This window comes from Marinagarivorans cellulosilyticus, from assembly GCF_021655555.1.
In the GTDB taxonomy this organism is placed as follows: domain Bacteria; phylum Pseudomonadota; class Gammaproteobacteria; order Pseudomonadales; family Cellvibrionaceae; genus Marinagarivorans; species Marinagarivorans cellulosilyticus.
Genome location: NZ_AP023086.1, coordinates 4864917 through 4884745, shown reverse-complemented (window position 1 = coordinate 4884745; position 19829 = coordinate 4864917). Strand labels below are relative to the sequence as shown.

The following is a 19829-nucleotide window of genomic DNA, read 5'->3' as shown; positions in this document are numbered from 1 at the left end:
TTAGCTAAAAAGTCTATAGAACTTTCTGTTTTTCGATAGCTATTGTTAAATCTTGATAAGATTCTAATCGTCGTTGAATAAAATCTTTAACGCTAATTAAGTGGTCAATTTTGTAGACCGGATCGGGAACAACCTTGGCATTTGGATTGGCCCCTAGCGTTAGTAAATAGTTAAAAAAATGAATGTCTGGGACAACGGCTGCATTGTATAGGCAGGAAAATCCATTGGCTGACATTGTATTGATATTAACCCCTGCTTTTACTAATAATTCTATTGCTTCTTTATTTTTTACATTAACGTTACAGGCAGCTGCCAATGCGTTGGCTCCGTGGGATGCAACTAATGTTGCGTCGGCTGCAACTAGCGCTTTAAAGATTTCGGTATTATTCAGAATTAACGCTAAATCAAGCGAGCTTAACGCACTTTCTGTGGGTGGCTTAACATCGCATTTCTTTTCGATATATTGCGTCACAAACGGAAGGTCATGCGCTTGTATTGCGCTAATTAGTTCTGAGTATTGGCACTGTGCTGCGGCATAGCTAGAGCCGGTAATGCTCAAAGCCGCTATTAATATTCTAAGCATTGTAATCACTATGATAGGTGGTTGAATGTAAGGGCGAGTTTGAATGACTTCAATGTAAGTTGCTAGCAATGCGGCCGCTTCGAATAGCCAAAAAGTAGGCGGCTTCCAATAAAAGGCCTAGCGAAATTAAGGCTATAGCCATTATGCTCATGCCATAACCAAAGTGATCAATAGTTGCGATTGCTATAAGCGACAAAATTAAAGCGGTAGCTGTTGCCAGTACGGCTGGTAGTGTTTTTATGATGATAGTTTGCTTACAGTAAGTACAGCGAATGCGGGCTGGGTTAAGCGCTGAAAGCACGGCTATGAATGTCGGTGGTTTTTGGCAGTTGGGGCAAGATTTCATGATGGTAATTACTCGTTGATAACCTGTTTCTATGGCTGTCTTTGTCATACCCTTGCCGTAGTGTGGAAGGGTAATCAATGACTGCTGTGTTACTTTTAATTGTTATAGTTTTATCTGCATATAAGCGTGCTTTATGCGTTGGGGCAGTCTAAGCGAAAAAGTGCCCTTATTGGTAGTCGCATTTACTACTGCTTTGCAGTGCAGCTAAAAATGCACTTTTTTCGCGATAGCAGCTTACAGGTTTTCGCTCCTGCAAAACCTGTATTCAGTCCATCCATGGGCATTAGCTCCGTCCTCGAGTCCTCATTTACACCGCGTAAACTGCGGCTCTCCGGGCGGTGCTTCCTTGCTCTCACACAAAAATTACTATTTTTAGAGATGCCCTAGTGATGTGTAAACGAAAACTCTAAATACGGGAGACTAATATGACAGCAAATTTACGGCACGGTTTAAGTTTGGGGATCGAGCGAACAGGGCAGCAGTTTTACGTCACTCTTAAGGCTGTAGGCAAGCTCACTCATGATGACTACAGCAAGATGACTCCTATGCTGGATGCAGCCTTAGGAGCGGTTAGTTCCCCTAGCGTTAATATGCTTATTGATGCTGCTGAACTTGATGGTTGGGAGCTTCGAGCCGCTTGGGATGATTTTAAGCTGGGTTTAAAGCACGGAAATCATTTTGAAAAGGTGGCGATTGTGGGTAATAAGCGTTGGCAGGATCTTGTGGCCAAGCTTGGTTCTTGGTTTATTGCCGGCGAGGCTAGGGCGTTTACCAATATGACTGATGCTCTAGCCTGGCTTGCCGATAGCGAGGCGCGCGGCTGAGCTTAGTGGCTACTCCTTTATAGGTACGGCCAAGGGTGATGATGGTGGGTATTCCATCAGTAGGGCGTTAGCCAGTTGTGCCGGCTGGCGCCTTCCCTTGGTGTTACGCTTGTGGCGTTCACATAGCAAGGTGTGCTGGGTAAGCGTTACCTGCGCGTTTGGTGTGTGCACAGTATAAGTAAAAGCGTGCGCTATAAGATTGCTAAAAGCTAACAGTGACCCGCTTGTTAGCAATAATATGCTTACAATAGTTCTTTTGTTGGCATATTATGCTTTTGGTGTGTGATGCTTTTCGCTTAGAGGTAGTTCTATGGATTTAGATAGTTATGATCGGCAAATTCTGCTGGCACTGCAGCGCAATGGCCGGATGACAAACCAAGAGCTAGCCGACCAGATTAACCTGTCGCCTTCCCCGTGCTTAAGGCGGGTGCGCCAGCTGGAAGACAGTGGCCTAATTGAGGGGTATCGAGCGCAGTTGAATGCCCGCAAGCTAGGTTTAACTTTAATGGCGTTTATTCAAATTAGTATGGATAAGCACACGCCCGAGCGTTTCAATGCATTTGAAGAGTGCGTGGTTGCTTTTCCCGAAGTGCTTGAATGCCATTTAATTGCGGGTCAGTCGGCGGATTATTTACTCAAAGTGATCGTGAAAGATATGGACGACTATCAGCAATTCTTGCTGCAAAAATTGACGACCATTGAAGGCGTGAGCGGCGTGCACTCGTCGTTTGTATTAAAGTCACCGCAGCAGCATTCAATTTACACTGTTTAGTGGTAACCAAATAACTAGGAGTCTATTGATGGAGAACGCCTTAATTTATCGGCTGGGGGACATTGCTGCTTTAGCGCAAAAACAATTCCAAGAACAATACCGTAATATCGACCCAATTATTGGCATTAATCGGCAATTGCGCAAACAGGGTTTTGCTGTCGATCTAATGACGATCGATTGCCATACTTCCCAAAAGCGGGTAACCCTATTAATTGAAGATGCAAAACCCGATAGCGCCGGCTATCAGTTTGGCATGATCAATAAAGATCCAAGCAATCACTTCGAAAGCATCGCGATGGCCGAACTGAATCAGCAAGGCTTTTACGATTTAATGTATCGAGGGTTAGTATTGTGAGGTGGCTTTTAGGGGCGAGCGTTTTAGTATTGTGCGGCTGTGCGAACCAACAGGTTTCACAAATGGTGTATTCGCAGCCGGTGGCTATTAAGGCTTGGACACAGGCGCAAAAGCAGCAGCCTATAGCGTTGCAGCATTTATCGCGTAGCGCCCACAGTAGTAGCCATTATATTTTGTTAAATGGCGCAGAGCAGCCGCACTACCATGATAACCACGATTTATCAGTCACCCTGATTAAGGGCGAAAGCGTTATTCATTTTGAAGACCGTGCAGTTACTGTGAAGGCTGGAGATGTAGTGTTTATTCCTAAAGGCACCTACCACTGGGCGGAAAATACCAGTGAGGAGGGGTGTGAAATACATGCGGTTTTTTCTCCTGCCTTTGATGGTAAAGACAAGCGCCTAGCGTTGCCTGCGCGTTAAATTATTTTTTGCGTGATCACTTATATTTTGTTGAGCTAATACATATGCCTGGTGTTATTCAAAACCCAATTTTAAAAGGCTTTAACCCGGACCCTTCTATTTGTAGGGTGGGTGATGATTTTTACATTGCAACCTCTACGTTTGAGTGGTTTCCCGGTGTGCAAATTCATCACTCCAAAAACCTTGCTGATTGGTCGTTAATTACCCATCCATTAAATCGCGTTTCTCAATTAGATATGAAAGGGCACCCGGATTCTTGCGGGGTTTGGGCGCCTTGCTTGAGCTATAGCGATGGTATGTTTTATTTAATTTATACAGATACTCGAGCTTACCAGAATGATTTTCAGGTTCGACATAATTATTTAGTGACTGCGCCGGATATTCGCGGCCCTTGGTCCGAACCCATTTTTATGAACTCGAGTGGTTTCGACCCTTCGTTGTTTCACGATGATGACGGCCGTAAGTGGTTCTTAAATGTATTGTGGGATCATCGCCCCGAAGCTAGCTTAAATCACCATCGTCAGGCAAAAAGCTTTGCTGGCATCTTACTGCAAGAATACGACACGGTAAAAAAATGCTTAGTGGGGCCAGTTAAAAATATTTTTAAAGGTTCTGATTTGGGTTTAGTCGAAGGCCCGCATCTTTATAAACGCAATGGTTATTACTATTTGTTAACCGCTGAAGGTGGCACGTTTGCACACCATGCAGCATTATTTGCACGCAGTAAAAATATTGATGGACCTTACGAGTGTGATCCCGAGGGGCATTTTTTAAACAGTGCTAGCTCGCCAACCAGTACCTTAAGGCGAAGCGGGCATGGCGATATGGTCGAGTTAGAAAACGGTGATTGTTACATCGCCCATTTGGCGGGCCGGCCATTACCTTATCGCGGGCGTTGTGTTTTGGGGCGCGAAACGGCGCTGCAAAAACTGCACTGGAGCCAAGATGGTTGGCCTCGGTTGGCGCAAGGCCATAAAGGCCCAGAGTTACAAGTCGCTGCGCCGCAATCCTTAAGCCAGCCTATCGCTAGTGACGGGGTGCGCACCGGTGCTTTGCTGACGCGTGAAAAATTTGATTTCTCGCAAGATCAGCTAACATTGCATTATCAAAGCCCGCGGGTTCCGTTGGCCGAGCCTGAGCTTAGTTATCAGGCGCGCCCAGGTTATTTACGTTTATTAGGTCGCGAAGCCCCTGTCAGTTTATACGAGCAAACACTCATTACGCGGCGCCAACAAGCATTTTGTTTTAGCGCACAAACGCAGCTTGATTTTACCCCTCAGAGCTTCCAGCAAATGGCGGGGTTAATTAGTTATTACAATACGCAAAAGTTTATTTATTTAGTCATTACCCACGATGAAACCCTAGGACGCGTACTTGAGGTGATGCTGGCGTGTAATAACGGCACTATTCAATACCCGTTAGGTCAACGAATAGCGATGCCAGAAACGGGTGAAATTAAGTTAAAGGTTGATGTTAATTATGACCAGTGGCGAGCGTATTGGGCGACTAAGGATGATTACGAATGGAAGCCTATAGGCGGCTATTTTGATTACAGTATATTGGCCGATGAAGTTGGTGGCGAACATTTTACCGGTGCATTTGTGGGAATGGCTTGTCACGATTTATCGGGCCAGCGTTGCGCTGCAGACTTTAGTCAATTTTCCTATTGCGAGCAAAACGATTAAAGAGCGCTTATAAAGTTATTCTTTATTGCATTGCTATGTGAAATCAACCCTTCGGTGTAGTTCGTTTGCTTACACCGAAGGGTTGAGCATATTATTTAAGCTTTAATGCAATCGTGTGTATTGTCACATCCACCTCCATAAAGGCGGTGTCGCCATTATGATCTCTGCCCTCGCTCAATTCTGCGACAAACTGCAATTTATCGGGAGTGCTATTGCCAATTAAGTGCGCGGGAATAGTAACGCGAATCCAGTGATCTAAATGCGAATCTGGGTCGATTTCAATAAGAAGCACTCGGTTGCTGGCATTTCCGGTATCAATGCTCAGTGTTGCAAAACCATTGTGGCGATCAAAACGATTAGGAATAAATGTGCGGTTCCCTAATTTGAGATCAATAATCACGCTATCAACGCTATTCCAAGCAGGGAATAAGCCATCATTGCTAATGCCTAAGCCATTTTCGTGTTGGTGGGTGCTGTCGTGATATTTATGAACGAATGTACGGCGTAAGGTGAGATCGCCATCGCACTCATTATTTATAGCTTTTTGGTTGTTGACGGCTAAATCATAAGTACCGAGGTTGGACGATTTTAAATCGGCGTTATTAATGCCGCCTTGCCCATCGGGATAATTAATAAAATCCCAGCCCCAATAATGAGTACTGTTTGGCCCAAAGGCAATAAAATGATCGCCGTTAATGGCGGCGCCGCAGTTAAGGGCATCGAAAAACATACCGTTGCGCTGGGTTGAGGCAACAGCTGGTGGCTCGCCTTTTTCGCCATCTACTGAGGTAATTAATATTGCTGAGGCGGTAGCGTTATCGGTACTGGCATTAAAGCTGAGCGATAAACTATTGTCCTCGACAAATATGTGGCTTTCACTAAGGCTGTGGGCAACGTTTTTTCCGCTGGTGGCATAAAGGTCTAAATCGTTGGCTAAATGCACACCTTCTGCGCTGATATTCATTAAGCGTTGCCCGCTGGTATCGAAGTAATCTTCGACGGTATACACGGTAACGTTATAGTGCCCTGTTGTGACTGGCAATTCCATTGTCCACTTTCCCCAGCGGTTAGTTAGGAACAGTGGGGCGTCTTGCGTACCGGTGATATTTCCGGCGTTAGCCTGTGTGGTTTGGCCTGCGCTAGCGCGCACAAATTTTTCGGGGGTAAATGTTTGGCCGTTGGTATCGGTGTAGTCCTCGTTCGCGCCAAAATTGTATGCATAAATTGTTTTGGCTGTAGTTGTTGCACTTGAAGAGCTTGCCTGCATAGATTGCATACTCGAAGACGAAAGCGCTTCGCTGGATGATGCGGTTTGCACAACAAAAGTAGCTAGGTAAGCAGCAATATCCTCGGCGCAACTACCTGCACATTCTGCAGGGCTAAATGGTTGGTCTGGCATATAAACTTCAATGTAATTATCCAGCGCTTGCAGTGTTGTGTGCTGCAAATTATTCACGTCTATTTTGGCTTCGCCTGCACCAAAAATACCATTCCCCATATTGGCGTGGCAGGCGCTACATTTTTTGGTGTTATAAAGGGCTTCCCCTTCAGATGCATTGCCTAAGAATACAGGCGCACTGGAGGCCGAGCTATTCACGCTGCTCGCTGAGGAAATAATGGCTGCGCTGGATAAGCTGCTTGCCTGACTAGAACTTTCTGCACTGCTGGTTTCAGAGCTTGTTGTGCTGCTTATCGCAGAACTTACTGTGCTAGTACTTGTTGATGTGGATGTAGATGTGGATGAAGAGTTGGGCGTAGGTGTAATTGGTGGAGTGTTGCCTACACAAGCTGTGAGTGCCAGTGGCGCAAGCAAGAGGCCAAAGAATTTGTACATGGGTATATCGCCTTGAATTACGGCAAATAAACGCAGAGCAATTGCTGGTTTGTATTGCGCGTAAAAACGTTAATGTATTGGCGCAGCTCCTACCCCAGAGACCTGCGAATTTAATCGTTCCATCGATATTTATTCTTTTGGGCATCTCTAAAAATGCACTTTTTCCGCGATAGCGGCATCAGCTCCGTCCTCGAGTCCTCATTTACACCACGTAAACTGCGGCTCTCCGGGCGGTGCTTCTTTGCTCTCACAAAAAAATCACTATTTTTAGGGGTGCCCTTATGTCTCCGTATTTTCGGAGTTCTTATTTATCGCTCAATTTTATGAGATAAACGCCGGTTGAACAATCAATACCCTATGGTTTGCTAAATGGGTATTGGTATAGGATCAAAAGCGGATATTAAAAGTATTTATTTTTTGCTCCTTTTATCAGCTTACGGCTAATAGTGAGAAAGACGCATAACAGGCGATAACCGTTCTACTTACGACTCAGAATACAAGGATGGTAGTCAGTGTGAACGGTTATATATTGGGGGATTTTTGAAGTGTATATCACAAAAGCGGCGCCTTTATTAGCGCCATTCTAGTGGGGTCTTTTTTAAATTAGTGGCGATATTCAATTGGCCACTTTCTAGTTGCTGCAGCAGATGCTCTTCGTAAGCGAGGTCGACAACTTCGCCTTTGCGGCACTGCATGTTTTTGGAGGAAATGCCAATCCAGCCATTTTTACCGGAGCGCTTAGTACAGTATAAGGCGCGGTCTGCAATGCCAATAACTTGCTCCCAGCTAAGCGCATCGATGTACATCGGGTGAAAGGGGTATGCAGCAAAACCAATAGAAGCTGTTTTGTAGAGCGGCTCGGCACGGCCAATATCAAAAGGCGTTTCGGCAATGGCGGTTCGCAATCGCTCGACAGATAATTCGACATCTTCGCGTTTTAGGTGGCGCATCACTATCACAAATTCTTCCCCGCCCCAGCGTACGATGTAATCCGATTGGCGTAGCACAGTGCGCAGCACATCGGCAAATTGCACAAGTATCTTATCGCCAGCATCGTGGCCGTAGGTATCGTTTACCGACTTGAAGTCGTCGAGGTCAAGAATCACGAACACCAACCCCGAGGTGTTTTCTGTAGGAATACCTTGTGCAAATTGGCGCTGGACTAATGCAATATCTTCATGAATAAACTGGTCGAGATAGCGGCGGTTATTGAGGCCGGTGAGCTGGTCGGTTACCGTCATGGATTCGAGTTTTTCGTTTAAAGCCGCAAGCTGTTCGTGGGCTTCAAGTAGCAGTTCTTTTTCGCGGTTTAATTCTAAGGTTCGCTGGGCTACTTTTTGGTCCAGCTCGCGATTAATGTTGTCTTTCATGCGCTCGACTTCACGCAGTTTAGTAACAAGCTCGCGCTCGCTTTTTAATTTTAGGCGAGCGCTTTCTAAGCGGGCGCGTTGTTCAAAATAAAAACGCAGCAATAACCCAATCAAAGATATAACGTAAAAAACCTTGGCCCAAGGCGTTAACCAAATAGGCGGGGTTACGGTTATGTGCAGTTTTTTGGATTCGTTGTTCCAAATGCCGGCGCTGTTGGCGGCTTTAATTTCTAGCTCGTATTCCCCTGCGTCGAGGTTGGTGTAGGTCGCGCCGCGTTGTGTATCAACCCAGTTCCATTCTTTTTCAAAGCCAAGTAAACGGTAGGCGTAGCTATTATCTTCTGGCGAGCGATAATCGAGCGCCGCAAAGCTAACAGAAAAGACAGATTGATCATGTGTTAGCGTGATGTGTGATGTGTGGTTGATGTCTTTGGTCAAAATACCCGTTTCGTCGCCGGCTTCAATTGAGCGGTTAAAAACGCGAAAATCACTGAGTACTAGTGCAGGCGGCAGCCAGTTGGAAATGAGTTGCGACGGCCGGAAAATCACCAAGCCCTCGGAGCTGCCAAAGGCAAGCTCGCCGGTTTTTAAGCGTGAGCCCGAATTGCGGTTAAAAAGGTTACCCGGCAGACCATGGCCGCGCGTGTAATGGTTGGTGATCCCGCGGGTGGGGTCTAATACCGCAAGCCCCTGATAGGTGGCCAGCCAAATTTGCCCCGACGGGTCTTCCAGAATACTGCTGACGGATAGGTCGGGTAGGCCATCGGCTTCACCAAAGCGGATAAAGCGGCCGGTTTGGCGATCAAAAAGGTTAACGCCTGCACCATCGGTGCCGACCCAAAGTCGCCCATGTGAGTCCTCAAATAAGCAAGACACCATGTTAGAGCTAATGCTTTCGGGGTTATCGGTATCGTGTAGATAGGGGGTAAAGTCCCCTGTTTCTGGGTCTAGCTGAAAAAGACCACCAAAAGAGGCGACCCAAAGCTTGCCTTGTTTGTCCTCGTAAAGGCCGCGGGTGTAAAGCGAAGTGGTTTTAACGCCGTTAATGTCGTTAGGCAGGTAGTGCTGGAAATCGTCGGTTTCTGGGCGGTAGCGATTGACGCCTTTTTCGGTGGCAATCCACAAGCGGTTTTGACTATCAAACAGTAATGCCCAAGGTTCGCGGCCCAGCAAAGAGTTGGGGTTGTTGGGTTCTGGTAAGTAGTGTCGAAATTCTCCGGTTTTGGGGTCGCGCCGATTTAACCCGCGATCCCATATGCCTAGCCAGATTTCACCATCTTGCCCATAGACCATGTCCAATATAGTGCTTCCAGACAAACTAGTAGGGTCGTTTGGATCGTGTGCATAATGGCTAAAGGTATTGTGTGCTCGGTTGAGGTAGCCCAAGCCAAAACCGGCACCTACCCACAAATTGCCTTTTTTATCTTCAAGGGTGGTTAATACACCGCCGTCGGGCAGTGAGCTATTGTCACGTGGGTCGTGACGGTAAGTCACAAATTGCGAGCCTTGTTCGTCGACAAGGTCGATGCCGCTGGGGAAGTAGCCTATCCAAATCCCGCCATTTTTATCTTCAAATAAGCTGCGAACCACAAAGTTGCCCGGCGAGAGGGGTTTACCCTCTTGGTAATGATGGCTTTCGACGGATAGGTCGATGGGCGATACCACGTGCACGCCGGTGCCATCGCCAATCCAAATCAGGCCGCGGCGGTCTTGAAGTATGTCCCAAACCGAGTCCGACTTTTCTGATGCGTTATGTATAAACGGGCGGGCGGTTTTAGTGTTGATATCAAATAAGGCGATGCCTGCGCCTTGGGTGCCGACCCACAAACGTTCGTGATTATCGAGGGTTAAGGTGCGCACTTTGTTGCTGGTTAGACCTGCTTCTCCTTGTTGCCAGTTAAGGCCTTCGCCTGTTGTTGGGTTGTACCGGCTTAGCCCTGCGTCCCTATGCCCTAGCCACAAACGGCCTTGAGTATCCTCGACTATGGCAGTGACTACGTGGTCGCCATTGTGACTATGTGCTTTTAGCCAAGGGTCTTCTACGCGTTTTGGCTCTAGGGTGGTGCGATCGATAATAAACAAGCCTTCGCTACTGCTTAGCCAAAGTTGTTGCTTGCTATCTTCGAATAAGTAATCGTAGCTGGGGTTTTCGTTAAGGGTCGTGATGGTGATTTTGCTGCAATCGAATTGCTCCATCGGTGTGTCGTAGCGACAATAGCCTTCGCGGGTGGTTAGCCATAGCTGGCCGTTTTGAGTAATTAAAAGGCGCTCTACCCAGTTAGAAGGCAAGCCTGGTTGCCCAGAGCGGTGCCGAAAGGGCTGTAATTCGTAGCCGTTGTAGCGGGCTAAACCCTTGGCGGCAGCAAACCAGATATAACCTTCGGCATCTTGGGCAATGTCGTTAATGTGGCCCATGCTTTCTAGCTCGTTCTGCGCAATATGCGAGAACTTAAGCTGCGGCAGAATATTCTGTTTAGCATGTGCACCAGGGCAGTAGAGCGCGGTAAATAACGTGCAGCTCAAAAGCAGGCGAAAAAAGCAGTGTATGAATGGTAAGGGCTTCATACTTTGTTACTCCATAAACCGGGAGTAAGTGGTGAATCTGTGGTGAGCAAAGTGCAATTCCATGGGGTGCAGCAGCACCGGCCAGCCAATCAATTTATTCAAGATGCCCTTAAGCTTTAATCTGTGAATGCAGGGCGAGCTCCTTACCACTAGCTCTAAAGTATGGCAATTATGCTCCCCATTTATTCTTATGGCTAGTTCATCTCCTGCGACAAAAGTAGGGCTAAGTGCGATTTTCGGCGGTTTTTTAGGCAAATTTTAACGCTGGGGGAATTCCTATTAGGTCTATTTGCCCATAAATACGATCCGAAGAAGTACTTTTTAATGCTGTAAATGCGGTGGTTTTTGCTGGGCTAAAAAAGCGTTATTAGAAGGGTAATTTATACTAGTATTTGGGCATAAATAGAATACTCGCGCTTTATTTATGAGCATTTACAAGTGCGCTTAGCGAGTGGCCCAGTAATGAATGCAGTAAATCGGTAAAACGGCGAGCAAGGTTGATAGCATGTCTGGCCAAGAATGGTATTGCTGGTAGCGCATAAGTGCGAGGTAGGCAATTAGAGAAAGCGGCCAAAATACATACACGGCTTTGTGCTGGAATAGTCCGCCCAAGGTTCGCCGCCCTTTGTGAAGCCAAAATAAATACCATACGCATGCCGCTGCGGTAGCGGTATGGGTGCTGTAATCCCAACCGCGTTGCGACCAAAGGCTTTGCGCGCTATCGGCAAACATCATCCCGTAAGCAATGCCTGCCAATAATAAAATGCTGCAAAATTCTTTAAGCGCAACCGTGGGTTGCTTAAGTTTGCTCGCAACACTTATAAGCATTAACAAAAATAAAAGCGGTACGTAAAGGTCTGCAAGGGTGTCTAGTGTTTGGTAGCTCATGGTGTTTTTGTCGGCTTAGGGGCTTCTCTTCGGTGTAAAGGTAAGTGAAGCTTGGCTGCTTAATAGTACGTGAGGCGGGTATTGTGCGCTTTCTTGCGTGAAAGCGGTACTTGAGGATATTCGTCGCTTAGTCGTGGCCTATTGTGAGGGCTTAAGGTAAGCTGCGCGCAATTCTCCCGAGCAATCCGTTGTATTGTTACAGCGCGATGCTAAACCCTGCAGGGTTGGCGCTGCGAGTTCCAGCTTATCTGTTTTGCTCTCCCGGCCGTTAGGCTCTTTATAAAGGCTGTGCGTATACCGCATGGTTATTTATCGTTTTATACGTGACACATTTTATGCAATTTGAAGACTTAGGTTTAGACGCAGCCATTTTACAGGCTGTTACTGAGCAAGGTTATACAACGCCGTCGCCGATTCAGGCGCAGGCAATCCCCCCAATTTTAGAAGGCCGCGATGTAATGGCGGCAGCACAAACCGGCACCGGTAAGACAGCGGGCTTTACGCTTCCTATTTTACATCGCCTGTCTTTGGGGCAAAAAGCGAGCGCGAATCAAGTGCGTGCGCTTATCTTAACGCCAACGCGTGAGCTCGCTGCGCAAGTGGCCGATAACGTCCAAGCTTATTCGACGCACTTGCCATTAAGTTCTGCTGTTGTTTTTGGTGGCGTAAAGGTAAACCCGCAAATGATGCGCTTGCGTCGCGGGGCAGATGTTTTGGTGGCAACGCCTGGGCGCTTGTTAGATTTGTACCAGCAAAATGCGGTGAAATTTAGCCAACTAGAAGTGCTGGTATTCGATGAAGCTGATCGCATGCTGGATATGGGGTTTATTCACGATATTCGTAAAATTCTGCGTTTTTTACCCACCGAGCGCCAAACGCTAATGTTCTCGGCAACGTTTTCGGATGAGATTCGTGAGCTCGCGAAAAGCTTGGTGAAAAACCCTGTACAAGTTTCTGTAACGCCAAAAAATTCTACCGCTGCGGCTGTAACGCAATTGATTCACCCTGTGGATAAGGCCAAAAAAGCGGCGTTGCTGACTTACTTAATTAAAGACGGCGATTGGCAGCAAGCGCTAGTTTTTAGCCGTACAAAACACGGTGCCAATAAGCTAACCAAGCAGCTAGATGCCGCAGGTATTACAGCGGCGGCCATTCACGGCAATAAAAGCCAGGGGGCGCGTACGCGTGCTTTGGCAGAATTTAAGCAGGGGAAAATTCGCATTCTTGTGGCTACCGATATTGCCGCACGGGGCTTGGATATTGACCAGTTGCCGCAAGTGGTTAACTTTGATTTGCCGAATGTGCCGGAAGATTATGTCCACCGTATTGGGCGCACCGGGCGGGCGGGTGCTTCGGGCAAGGCGGTATCGCTTGTGAGCGCAGATGAAATTACCCAACTGGTGGATATTGAGCGGGTTATTGGCAAGATTATCGAGCGTGATTACGTGGGTGGTTTTGAGCCGGTTCACGAAGTGCCGCCATCGCCAACCCCGCGTGCGCACAAGCCGAAAAAGCCAAAAAAGCCCAAGCAGCATGTGGATGGGCAGCGCGCCCCAGGAGGCAAACCGCCTGCCCGTAGCCGTAGTGGCGGTAACCCAGGTGGCGCACGCAGTGGGCGCCCAGGCGGAGCTCGGCCTGCCAGAGGCAATTCAGCAGGGCGCTCCGGCGGCGGTAATCGCGCATAGTTTTTAGCAATGCATTATTAAAAAGCCAGCTTAATAGCTGGCTTTTTTTTGCTTTAAATTTACCCAGGATTTTATTGTTCAAAATATAAATACATGCTGTATTTATATTTAATTTGGATTTTTGTATTAACTTTTATATTTTTTTTGTAATTATTTTTGATGTTATTTCGGTTTTTTTATAAGCCGTTAGTTTGTTTTTTGGTGTTGTTATTTAAGTGTAAGAATGAGTTCTTGCGCTTTTCTTTAAGTGTTTTTAATTTTTTATAATTTAATAATTATAAATGTCTTTTTATGTCACCGGTGACATTCTGGTGTTTTTTTATGACGGACGGTAAATTTTTATTCATGAGCGAATAAGTATTTTTAATGCTCAACAATTTTTTGTTAAAAAATAAAAGTGTGTAGCGGGGTATTTTTTAGGTGTGCCATTTTTTTGGCGTTAATTAATTGTGTGCTTGTTGGCAAAAAAAGTGTTGTGGAAATATTTTCGCTGAGGAATGTGATCGCGTTAACGCGTATTTAAAGGTGGCACTTTACAATTGTTGGAGATAGTTAATTTGGTTTGTTGGCAGTTTGCTAGCGCGACCTGAGTCATCCCCAATGAGCAATGTGAGATTGCTTGCGTTATAGAGGCATGGACCTTATGAAAAAAGCACTGACCCGGCATTACTGCCGGAATGTTACAGAAGCCTACACGGCGAATTCGCTACGGAGTAAAGTCAAATATCTAGGACTTTCTTCTGTGTTGGCATTTGCTGTTGCCGGTTGTGGCGGCGGCACAGATCCCGTTGATGGCGATTCTGGCTCTGACGTGGTGATTTCCAGTGCGAGTAGTATTGCTACAACTCCTACCAGTAGCGCACCGGTGCAAAGCTCCAGTTCTGTGGCTGCTGCTCCGCAATTGCAATACGCCTTTAACGTGGCGGGCGAGCGCTACGAGGGTGTAGATGGCACAGTGTACGAAGCAGAGCCTGCAGGTTACATGACAACATCGGGCCAAACTAACGGCGTGGCTAATAGCCCAGTGGCCATTGCCGAAACGGATGACGACACTATTTACCAGTCTCACCGTTACGGCATGTTTACCTTTGATTTGCCCGTACCGACGGGAACCTATTCGGTTGTTGCGCTATTCGCCGAGCACTGGGCCGATGGCCAGCAGAATGTTCGCGTACTTAATGTGGATATCGAAAACCAAACCGTTGCTACTGGCGTGAACCTATTTCAGGTGATTGGCCGCGAAAAAGCATACGACATGGTTTTTGACGATATTGCCGTTAACGACGGTAAGTTAACCATTGAATTTGGCGCTTCTGAAAACTTCGCAACCTTGTCGGGTTTGCGTGTTTATAAAACCTCTGGTGGCAACAACCCTGTTTCTAGCTCTTCTATGGCGCCGGTAAGCAGTAGCTCTGTTGTGAGTTCAAGCTCTGTTGCGGCCTCAAGTTCGAGCCCTGCTGGCCCTACTTTTGGCAATGTTAGTGATGGCCGCACCTTGTGGAATAACAACTGTGCGCTTTGTCATGGCGAGTTTGATGAGACTACGGCGCAGGCGCCAGGTGCATTCCACCCACGTATTATCAATGCCAATGCTTATTACGGTTCACCGCAAACTGCGCTGGCAAACTACATCTTCACTGATATGCCGCCGAATAATAGCGAAACTGCGTGTGATCAAACCTGTTCAGACAATATATCGGCTTATTTCTTTGATATGGCCAGCAAGCTGGATAACGGCGGCGGCAACTCCGATATCGAATACGACGGTCAGCAGGCTTATAAAGATTTTGGTTGCTTGGCCTGTCACGGTAACGATGGCCTGCAAGAGTCGCAGCCAATTGTGTTTGAAAACTACTCTTTAGAGACCCTAACCAAGAAAATTAACGACACTATGCCTTTGTCTGAGGTTAACCCGAATGCTTGGCAGCAGTGTGTTGGTAATTGTGCCACTGCGGTCGCTGAGTACTTGTGGTCTATTCGCCCGAAAGTGTCATGTGATGATGGCGAGGCAGTTTTGCCACGTCGCGTACGGGGGTTAACCAAGTTCGAGTATGTTAATACGATTAACGATCTGTTTGGCCGCAACGATGCGGAAACCTTGGCCCGTACTATTGGTTCTGATACCGAAGTAAAAGGGTTTGATAATAACGCTTATGCGAGTGCTGTGACTTCAACGCGCCTAGATGGTTATTGGGCCGCTGCGCAAGCGATTGCTGAAGTTGCCAATGTTACGCCTTGGTTATCGACGAATAACTGTAATCAGCAAAATATGGGTGCTTGTTTTGTTAGCAAGTTTGGCCGTATGGCTTTCCGCCGCCCACTGATTAACGACGAAATGGACGACTACACAGCCATTTTTGAGGCGGGCGCTAATGATGAAGACGGTGCGCGCAATGTTGTGCAAGCCATGTTGATCTCGCCTAACTTTTTATACCGCTCTGAAATTGGGTCGAATGGTCGTTTAACGCAATATGAAGTCGCTGCTTTGTTGGCGTATACCTTCTGGGGCTCTACCCCTGATGCTGCGTTACTGGATAAAGCCGCGAGCAATTCACTGGGCAATACTGCGCAAATTCGTCAAGCGGTAGATAGCTTGGTTGCCGACGAGCGCGCCAAGAAGCAGTTTGTTCACTTTGGTCGCCAGTGGTTGCATATTGCCCCGGTTGCAGATATTGATCGCGATCCACAGTTATTCCCTACGTTTAATGGGCAAGTTGCGCAAGCAATGGACCAAGAGCTAGAAATGTTCTTGCAGGAAATGTTGCTAGCCGACGGCTACAATATTAGTGACTTCCTCAATTGGGATCAGGTGTTTGCAAACAATACATTGGCGAGCTTCTACGGCTTGAATGGCGCGGGCAACCAAATGACTAAAATTGCTGCCGGTAGCCAGCGCGGTGGTGTTTTGCGCTTAGGTGCGGTATTAGCGCGAAACTCTAAATTTGACGAGTCTCATCCGATTAAGCGCGGTTTATTGGTTCGCAACAACTTGTTGTGCCAAGAGTTCGGTGTACCACCGGCTAATGTGGGCGAGGTTGAGCCTTTTGACCCTTCTAAACCAACGCGTGAGCGTTTTACCGCGCACTCAGAAAACGAGACCTGTGCTTCGTGTCACCAGTTTATTGATGAAGTTGGCTTTGCCTTTGAGAATTACGATGCCGTGGGTGCATACCGTACCTCAGAAGCCAACGGCGCGGCTGTTGATGCCTCCGGTTCTATCTCTGGTTTGTATCGTATGACAGACCCTGATACGCACGTGTTTAGCAACCTTCAAGATTTGTCCGACATTTTATCGACAGGTGCTATGCAGTCGGCATCTTCTTGTGTGGCTGAACAGTTCCAGCGCATGATGGACGGCGAAGCTAAGCCTGATAGTTGCACCATTGCAAATACGGTAGCGCGCTGGAATCCAGCGGAAAAATCTTTAAAAGACTTGTGGGTCGAAATTGTCGCTTCACAAAACTTTATGCAGCGCCAATAGGAGAATACGGTAATGAAACGACGTAGTTTATTTAAAGCAATTGCCGCCGGCTCGCTTACAGCTGCTAACCCATTAGCTTGTTTGTTAGCTAGAAATGCCATGGCGCAAAATGGTACTGCACCCGTGCGTACGATCTTTTTGTTTCACCCCAATGGGGCCGATGGCGACTCGTTCTTCCCTAACGCGGGTAGTAGCTCGCTGCCGGGTATGACGGCACCGTTGCAAAGCGTGTATAACAACCTTGTATTTATCGATGGTATTGCATACGCCGGTGCGGCTAATACGCACGAAGGTGGCTGTGCTAAGTGTTTAACAGGGCGCTTAGGTGCAAACGACCCGCATTCGTCTATTGATGTTTTAATGGGCAAAGAAGACTGGGCCAATCGTGCTAGCAACGGTATTACCGTGCCTTCTGTTCAAATGGGGGTGGGCACCATGTGGGGCAACGATGCCAACAAGCGCATTAGCCACGATGGCGGCACCACGCTCGATTCTGCTTGTGACCCGCGCATTGTTTACCCTCGCTTATTTGGTGCTGCAGGTGCAGTGCCTGGCGGCCCTAACGCAGGCGCAGGTACTGGCGGTGTTGAAACGCAAATGTTATCGGCTGCGAAAAACGACTTGGCGCGTATTCAAAGCCAAATTGGTAACCTCGATGGCCAGCGCGAACGCTTGCAGCAACACGCTGAAGCTTTGTCTGTACTTGAGGCCAGCTTCGCCGATGGCGGTTCAGACATGATGGCGCAAGCATGTAATATTATTCCTGATATTAGCGATGCGCCTACCTTTAACAGTAACGATACTGACGAGGCATGGTCGCAAACTGACATCCTGCCGATGGCCTCGCAGCTACAGCAAGATATTGCCGTTGCCGCTTTATCGTGTGGCATTACTAAGACAATGGCCTTTAGTTATGGTGTTTCTGTTTCACCAGTTAAAGTGCCTGGCTCTGGTGTGGGCGATCACGATGCATCGCATGGCTCGCCAGCGCTGCACACATCGTCTAAAAAATGGTGGATGGCTGAAGTTGCTAACTTTATTAAAAAGCTCGCGAATACGCCGGATGTAAACGGCAGCTTGCTGGATAACACTGTTATTGTGGCTGTTTCTGACTTGGGACATGGCAATGCGCACGACCATTGGCGCATACCGATGTTCCTAGCCAGTGGTGTGAATAATAACGTGGGCTTGGTGACGGGTCGTTCGCTAGACTGGAAAAATTCACCGCATGGTACGGTAAAAGTGATTGGTGATGGCTTCCAGCACCCGAGTATCAACCACACCGATGTGCTGGATACTATTCGCCAAGTGGCTGGCTATAACAGCTTTGAAATGCCTAACAAAGAAGGTGATATTTTTGCCGGTTGGCGTGGTGGCGCGCAGCCGCGCTAAGCATTTAAGTTCACTCGAAAAACCCGGCCATGCGCTGGGTTTTTTTTGCACCAATTTATGGTGGTGTAGGGTATGGAGTTTTAAAATCGAACGCTTGCGCAGTTGGGCCTTCGTGTGTGATTTTTGCGATACGCTTTGCGATCATCTCTTCGGTTGGGCACTGACTGGGCGGTAGCCAAAATAATACGTATTTAGCGCCTTCTTGCGGTAAAAACCACTGCTTGCGTGCCTGCATTACGGTAGCGTGGTCGCTTCGGTAGGTAAAGTTTTTAAGTGCATCAATAGACTGCCAGCGCGTTACATTTAATAAGTGGGGTTCGTTGAACCTAAAAACCGCAGTTCAGCGCGGAAAAGATTCGTGAGCGATTGCCGTGACTGGGTTTCGCTCAATTGACGTAGTCACCTTATTGGTCATGAGCTCGATTGAGCGGAGGTCAGGTGCGGTAAGCGATTGTGAATACTTTCGTGATTTAACTGCGGTTTTTAGGTTGAAGCAGCTGCCTTTATCAATTAATTCGGGTTCGTCGACAAAGCCTTTAGTGTCGTAGCCAATTTGGTTAATACGCGCGACCTGCTCAAAGAAGCTCGCCATTTGTTGGCTGTCAAAAGGGAATTTAGCTAAAGCAATATTGGCATGTACTAGGCAGTGACTTGACACAAGAAAGCTCCATTTTTTGTAAAAATAATGGCTGCGGCGCTAAGCAAGAAATATTTATACGTTAACGAGTAATACTGTACATAGGTTGACGCATAAGTGCATAAAGTATGCGGGCCAAAAACTATTGCCCCTGTAGCAAATATAGCCCCACACCAAGCCCGACAAAATACATGATAACGTTTCTATATCGGGTTTGCCTAGATGCAATAATGTAAACGGAATCAGTTGAAGTAGTATTGCGCCCTCTTTAAACTTTTCTTTAAGGCCCGCCAATAAAAAACCTCTAAAAAAGTATTCCCAGCCCAATAAATAGATGCAGGTTGTATAGACGTGAGCGGTAAAATCGAAACCCTCCTTCTGGTAGTAATGATTTATGCTAGCGCTTTGTGTACCGATAATAACCAGCGGTATAGCAATAGCTAGATAAAGTAAGCTGGCGGGTAGCCAGAAACGCCAATGGCCAATACTTAAGGCTAGTGAATGTGGCGTGCGATATCCTAAGCTAATCAACAGTGCTAAGGGTATTAGGCCATACAAAATTAATGATTCGTAATGTGTGCTGGGAAACCAGCTAATTGAAGAGGATCTCTCGGTAACAACCATAACCGTTGCCACGCAAATAATGATAATGGCGCGGTAGTACTTTTGACAAAACTGTTTGAAGTATGTCAACTCTTGCCCAAAGCTGGTTAACGAATGACTTTGCATGGGGAAGCTCTTATCAAAAAAAGCAGTGTAACGATGGCTTTGCAAAGGAGGAATGGGTAGAACTACGTAATTAAGGGCACCTCTAAAAATAGTAATTTTTGTGTGAGAGCAAGGAAGCACCGCCCGGAGAGCCGCAGTTTACGTGGTGTAAATGAGGACTCGAGGACGGAGCTGACGCCGCTATCGCGGAAAAAGTGCATTTTTAGAGATGCCCTTAATACGCACTACTGACATAAGGTGTCAGTAGTGCGTATTAAGCTG

At 47.1% G+C, this 19829-nt stretch carries 15 protein-coding genes and 1 pseudogene; 8 read left to right on the top strand and 8 right to left on the bottom strand.

Annotation, left to right across the window (positions count from 1 at the left end):
• Positions 1-13: 13 nt before the first annotated feature.
• Together MARGE09_RS19940 and MARGE09_RS19935 are read right to left on the bottom strand one after the other, a co-directional pair.
• Positions 14-583, bottom strand: a complete 570-nt coding sequence (locus MARGE09_RS19940; RefSeq protein ID WP_236984896.1) for an ankyrin repeat domain-containing protein — start codon at positions 581-583, stop codon at positions 14-16.
• Between the two features lie 49 nt (positions 584-632).
• A complete protein-coding gene (locus MARGE09_RS19935; RefSeq protein WP_236984895.1) occupies positions 633-977 on the bottom strand; it encodes a hypothetical protein in 345 nt (114 codons plus the stop codon).
• Between the two features lie 377 nt (positions 978-1354).
• Here MARGE09_RS19935 and MARGE09_RS19930 point away from each other — a divergent pair, with 377 nt between their 5' ends.
• The 5 genes from MARGE09_RS19930 (at position 1355) to MARGE09_RS19910 (ending at position 4987) form a co-directional block, all read left to right on the top strand.
• Positions 1355-1753 carry a SpoIIAA family protein gene (locus tag MARGE09_RS19930; protein WP_236984894.1) on the top strand — a complete coding sequence of 133 codons (399 nt, stop codon included), beginning with the start codon at positions 1355-1357 and terminating at the stop codon, positions 1751-1753.
• A gap of 310 nt (positions 1754-2063) precedes the next feature.
• Positions 2064-2525 (top strand): Lrp/AsnC family transcriptional regulator, encoded by a 462-nt coding sequence (locus MARGE09_RS19925; protein WP_236984893.1) that lies wholly within the window; start codon positions 2064-2066, stop codon positions 2523-2525.
• Between the two features lie 28 nt (positions 2526-2553).
• Positions 2554-2880 carry a hypothetical protein gene (locus MARGE09_RS19920; protein WP_236984892.1) on the top strand — a complete coding sequence of 109 codons (327 nt, stop codon included), beginning with the start codon at positions 2554-2556 and terminating at the stop codon, positions 2878-2880.
• 62 nt (positions 2881-2942) lie between these two features.
• The gene (locus tag MARGE09_RS19915; RefSeq protein WP_236984891.1) at positions 2943-3302 is read left to right on the top strand and encodes a cupin domain-containing protein; all 360 of its coding nucleotides are present in this window, start codon (positions 2943-2945) and stop codon (positions 3300-3302) included.
• A gap of 44 nt (positions 3303-3346) precedes the next feature.
• Positions 3347-4987 carry a glycoside hydrolase family 43 protein gene (locus tag MARGE09_RS19910; protein ID WP_236984890.1) on the top strand — a complete coding sequence of 547 codons (1641 nt, stop codon included), beginning with the start codon at positions 3347-3349 and terminating at the stop codon, positions 4985-4987.
• Positions 4988-5078: 91 nt separating this feature from the next.
• Here the strand turns inward: MARGE09_RS19910 and MARGE09_RS19905 are convergent, their stop codons facing one another.
• The 3 genes from MARGE09_RS19905 to MARGE09_RS19895 form a co-directional block, all read right to left on the bottom strand.
• Positions 5079-6821 (bottom strand): malectin domain-containing carbohydrate-binding protein, encoded by a 1743-nt coding sequence (locus MARGE09_RS19905; RefSeq protein ID WP_236984889.1) that lies wholly within the window; start codon positions 6819-6821, stop codon positions 5079-5081.
• 572 nt (positions 6822-7393) lie between these two features.
• Entirely contained in the window at positions 7394-10756 is a 3363-nt protein-coding gene (locus MARGE09_RS19900) for a ligand-binding sensor domain-containing diguanylate cyclase (RefSeq protein WP_236984888.1), read from the bottom strand.
• A gap of 444 nt (positions 10757-11200) precedes the next feature.
• Positions 11201-11644 (bottom strand): hypothetical protein, encoded by a 444-nt coding sequence (locus MARGE09_RS19895; protein ID WP_236984887.1) that lies wholly within the window; start codon positions 11642-11644, stop codon positions 11201-11203.
• A gap of 335 nt (positions 11645-11979) precedes the next feature.
• On the opposite strand from MARGE09_RS19895, the gene MARGE09_RS19890 reads away from it, so the two are divergent.
• The 3 genes from MARGE09_RS19890 to MARGE09_RS19880 all read left to right on the top strand — a co-directional run bounded on the left by MARGE09_RS19890 (position 11980) and on the right by MARGE09_RS19880 (position 18202).
• A complete protein-coding gene (locus MARGE09_RS19890; RefSeq protein WP_236984886.1) occupies positions 11980-13329 on the top strand; it encodes a DEAD/DEAH box helicase in 1350 nt (449 codons plus the stop codon).
• A 643-nt stretch (positions 13330-13972) separates the two neighbouring features.
• Positions 13973-16810, top strand: coding sequence for a DUF1592 domain-containing protein (locus MARGE09_RS19885; RefSeq protein ID WP_236984885.1), 2838 nt, complete (start codon positions 13973-13975; stop codon positions 16808-16810).
• A 12-nt stretch (positions 16811-16822) separates the two neighbouring features.
• A complete protein-coding gene (locus MARGE09_RS19880) occupies positions 16823-18202 on the top strand; it encodes a DUF1552 domain-containing protein (protein WP_236984884.1) in 1380 nt (459 codons plus the stop codon).
• A gap of 55 nt (positions 18203-18257) precedes the next feature.
• Here the strand turns inward: MARGE09_RS19880 and MARGE09_RS19875 are convergent.
• The 3 genes and pseudogenes from MARGE09_RS19875 to MARGE09_RS19865 form a co-directional block, all read right to left on the bottom strand.
• Positions 18258-18515: pseudogene (locus MARGE09_RS19875) on the bottom strand (DUF3291 domain-containing protein); the annotation flags it as partial.
• 27 nt (positions 18516-18542) lie between these two features.
• On the bottom strand, positions 18543-18860 hold the full coding sequence (locus MARGE09_RS19870) for a DUF3291 domain-containing protein (RefSeq protein ID WP_236984883.1): 318 nt from the start codon (positions 18858-18860) through the stop codon (positions 18543-18545).
• 54 nt (positions 18861-18914) lie between these two features.
• Positions 18915-19568, bottom strand: coding sequence for a CPBP family intramembrane glutamic endopeptidase (locus MARGE09_RS19865; protein WP_236984882.1), 654 nt, complete (start codon positions 19566-19568; stop codon positions 18915-18917).
• Positions 19569-19829: the final 261 nt, after the last annotated feature.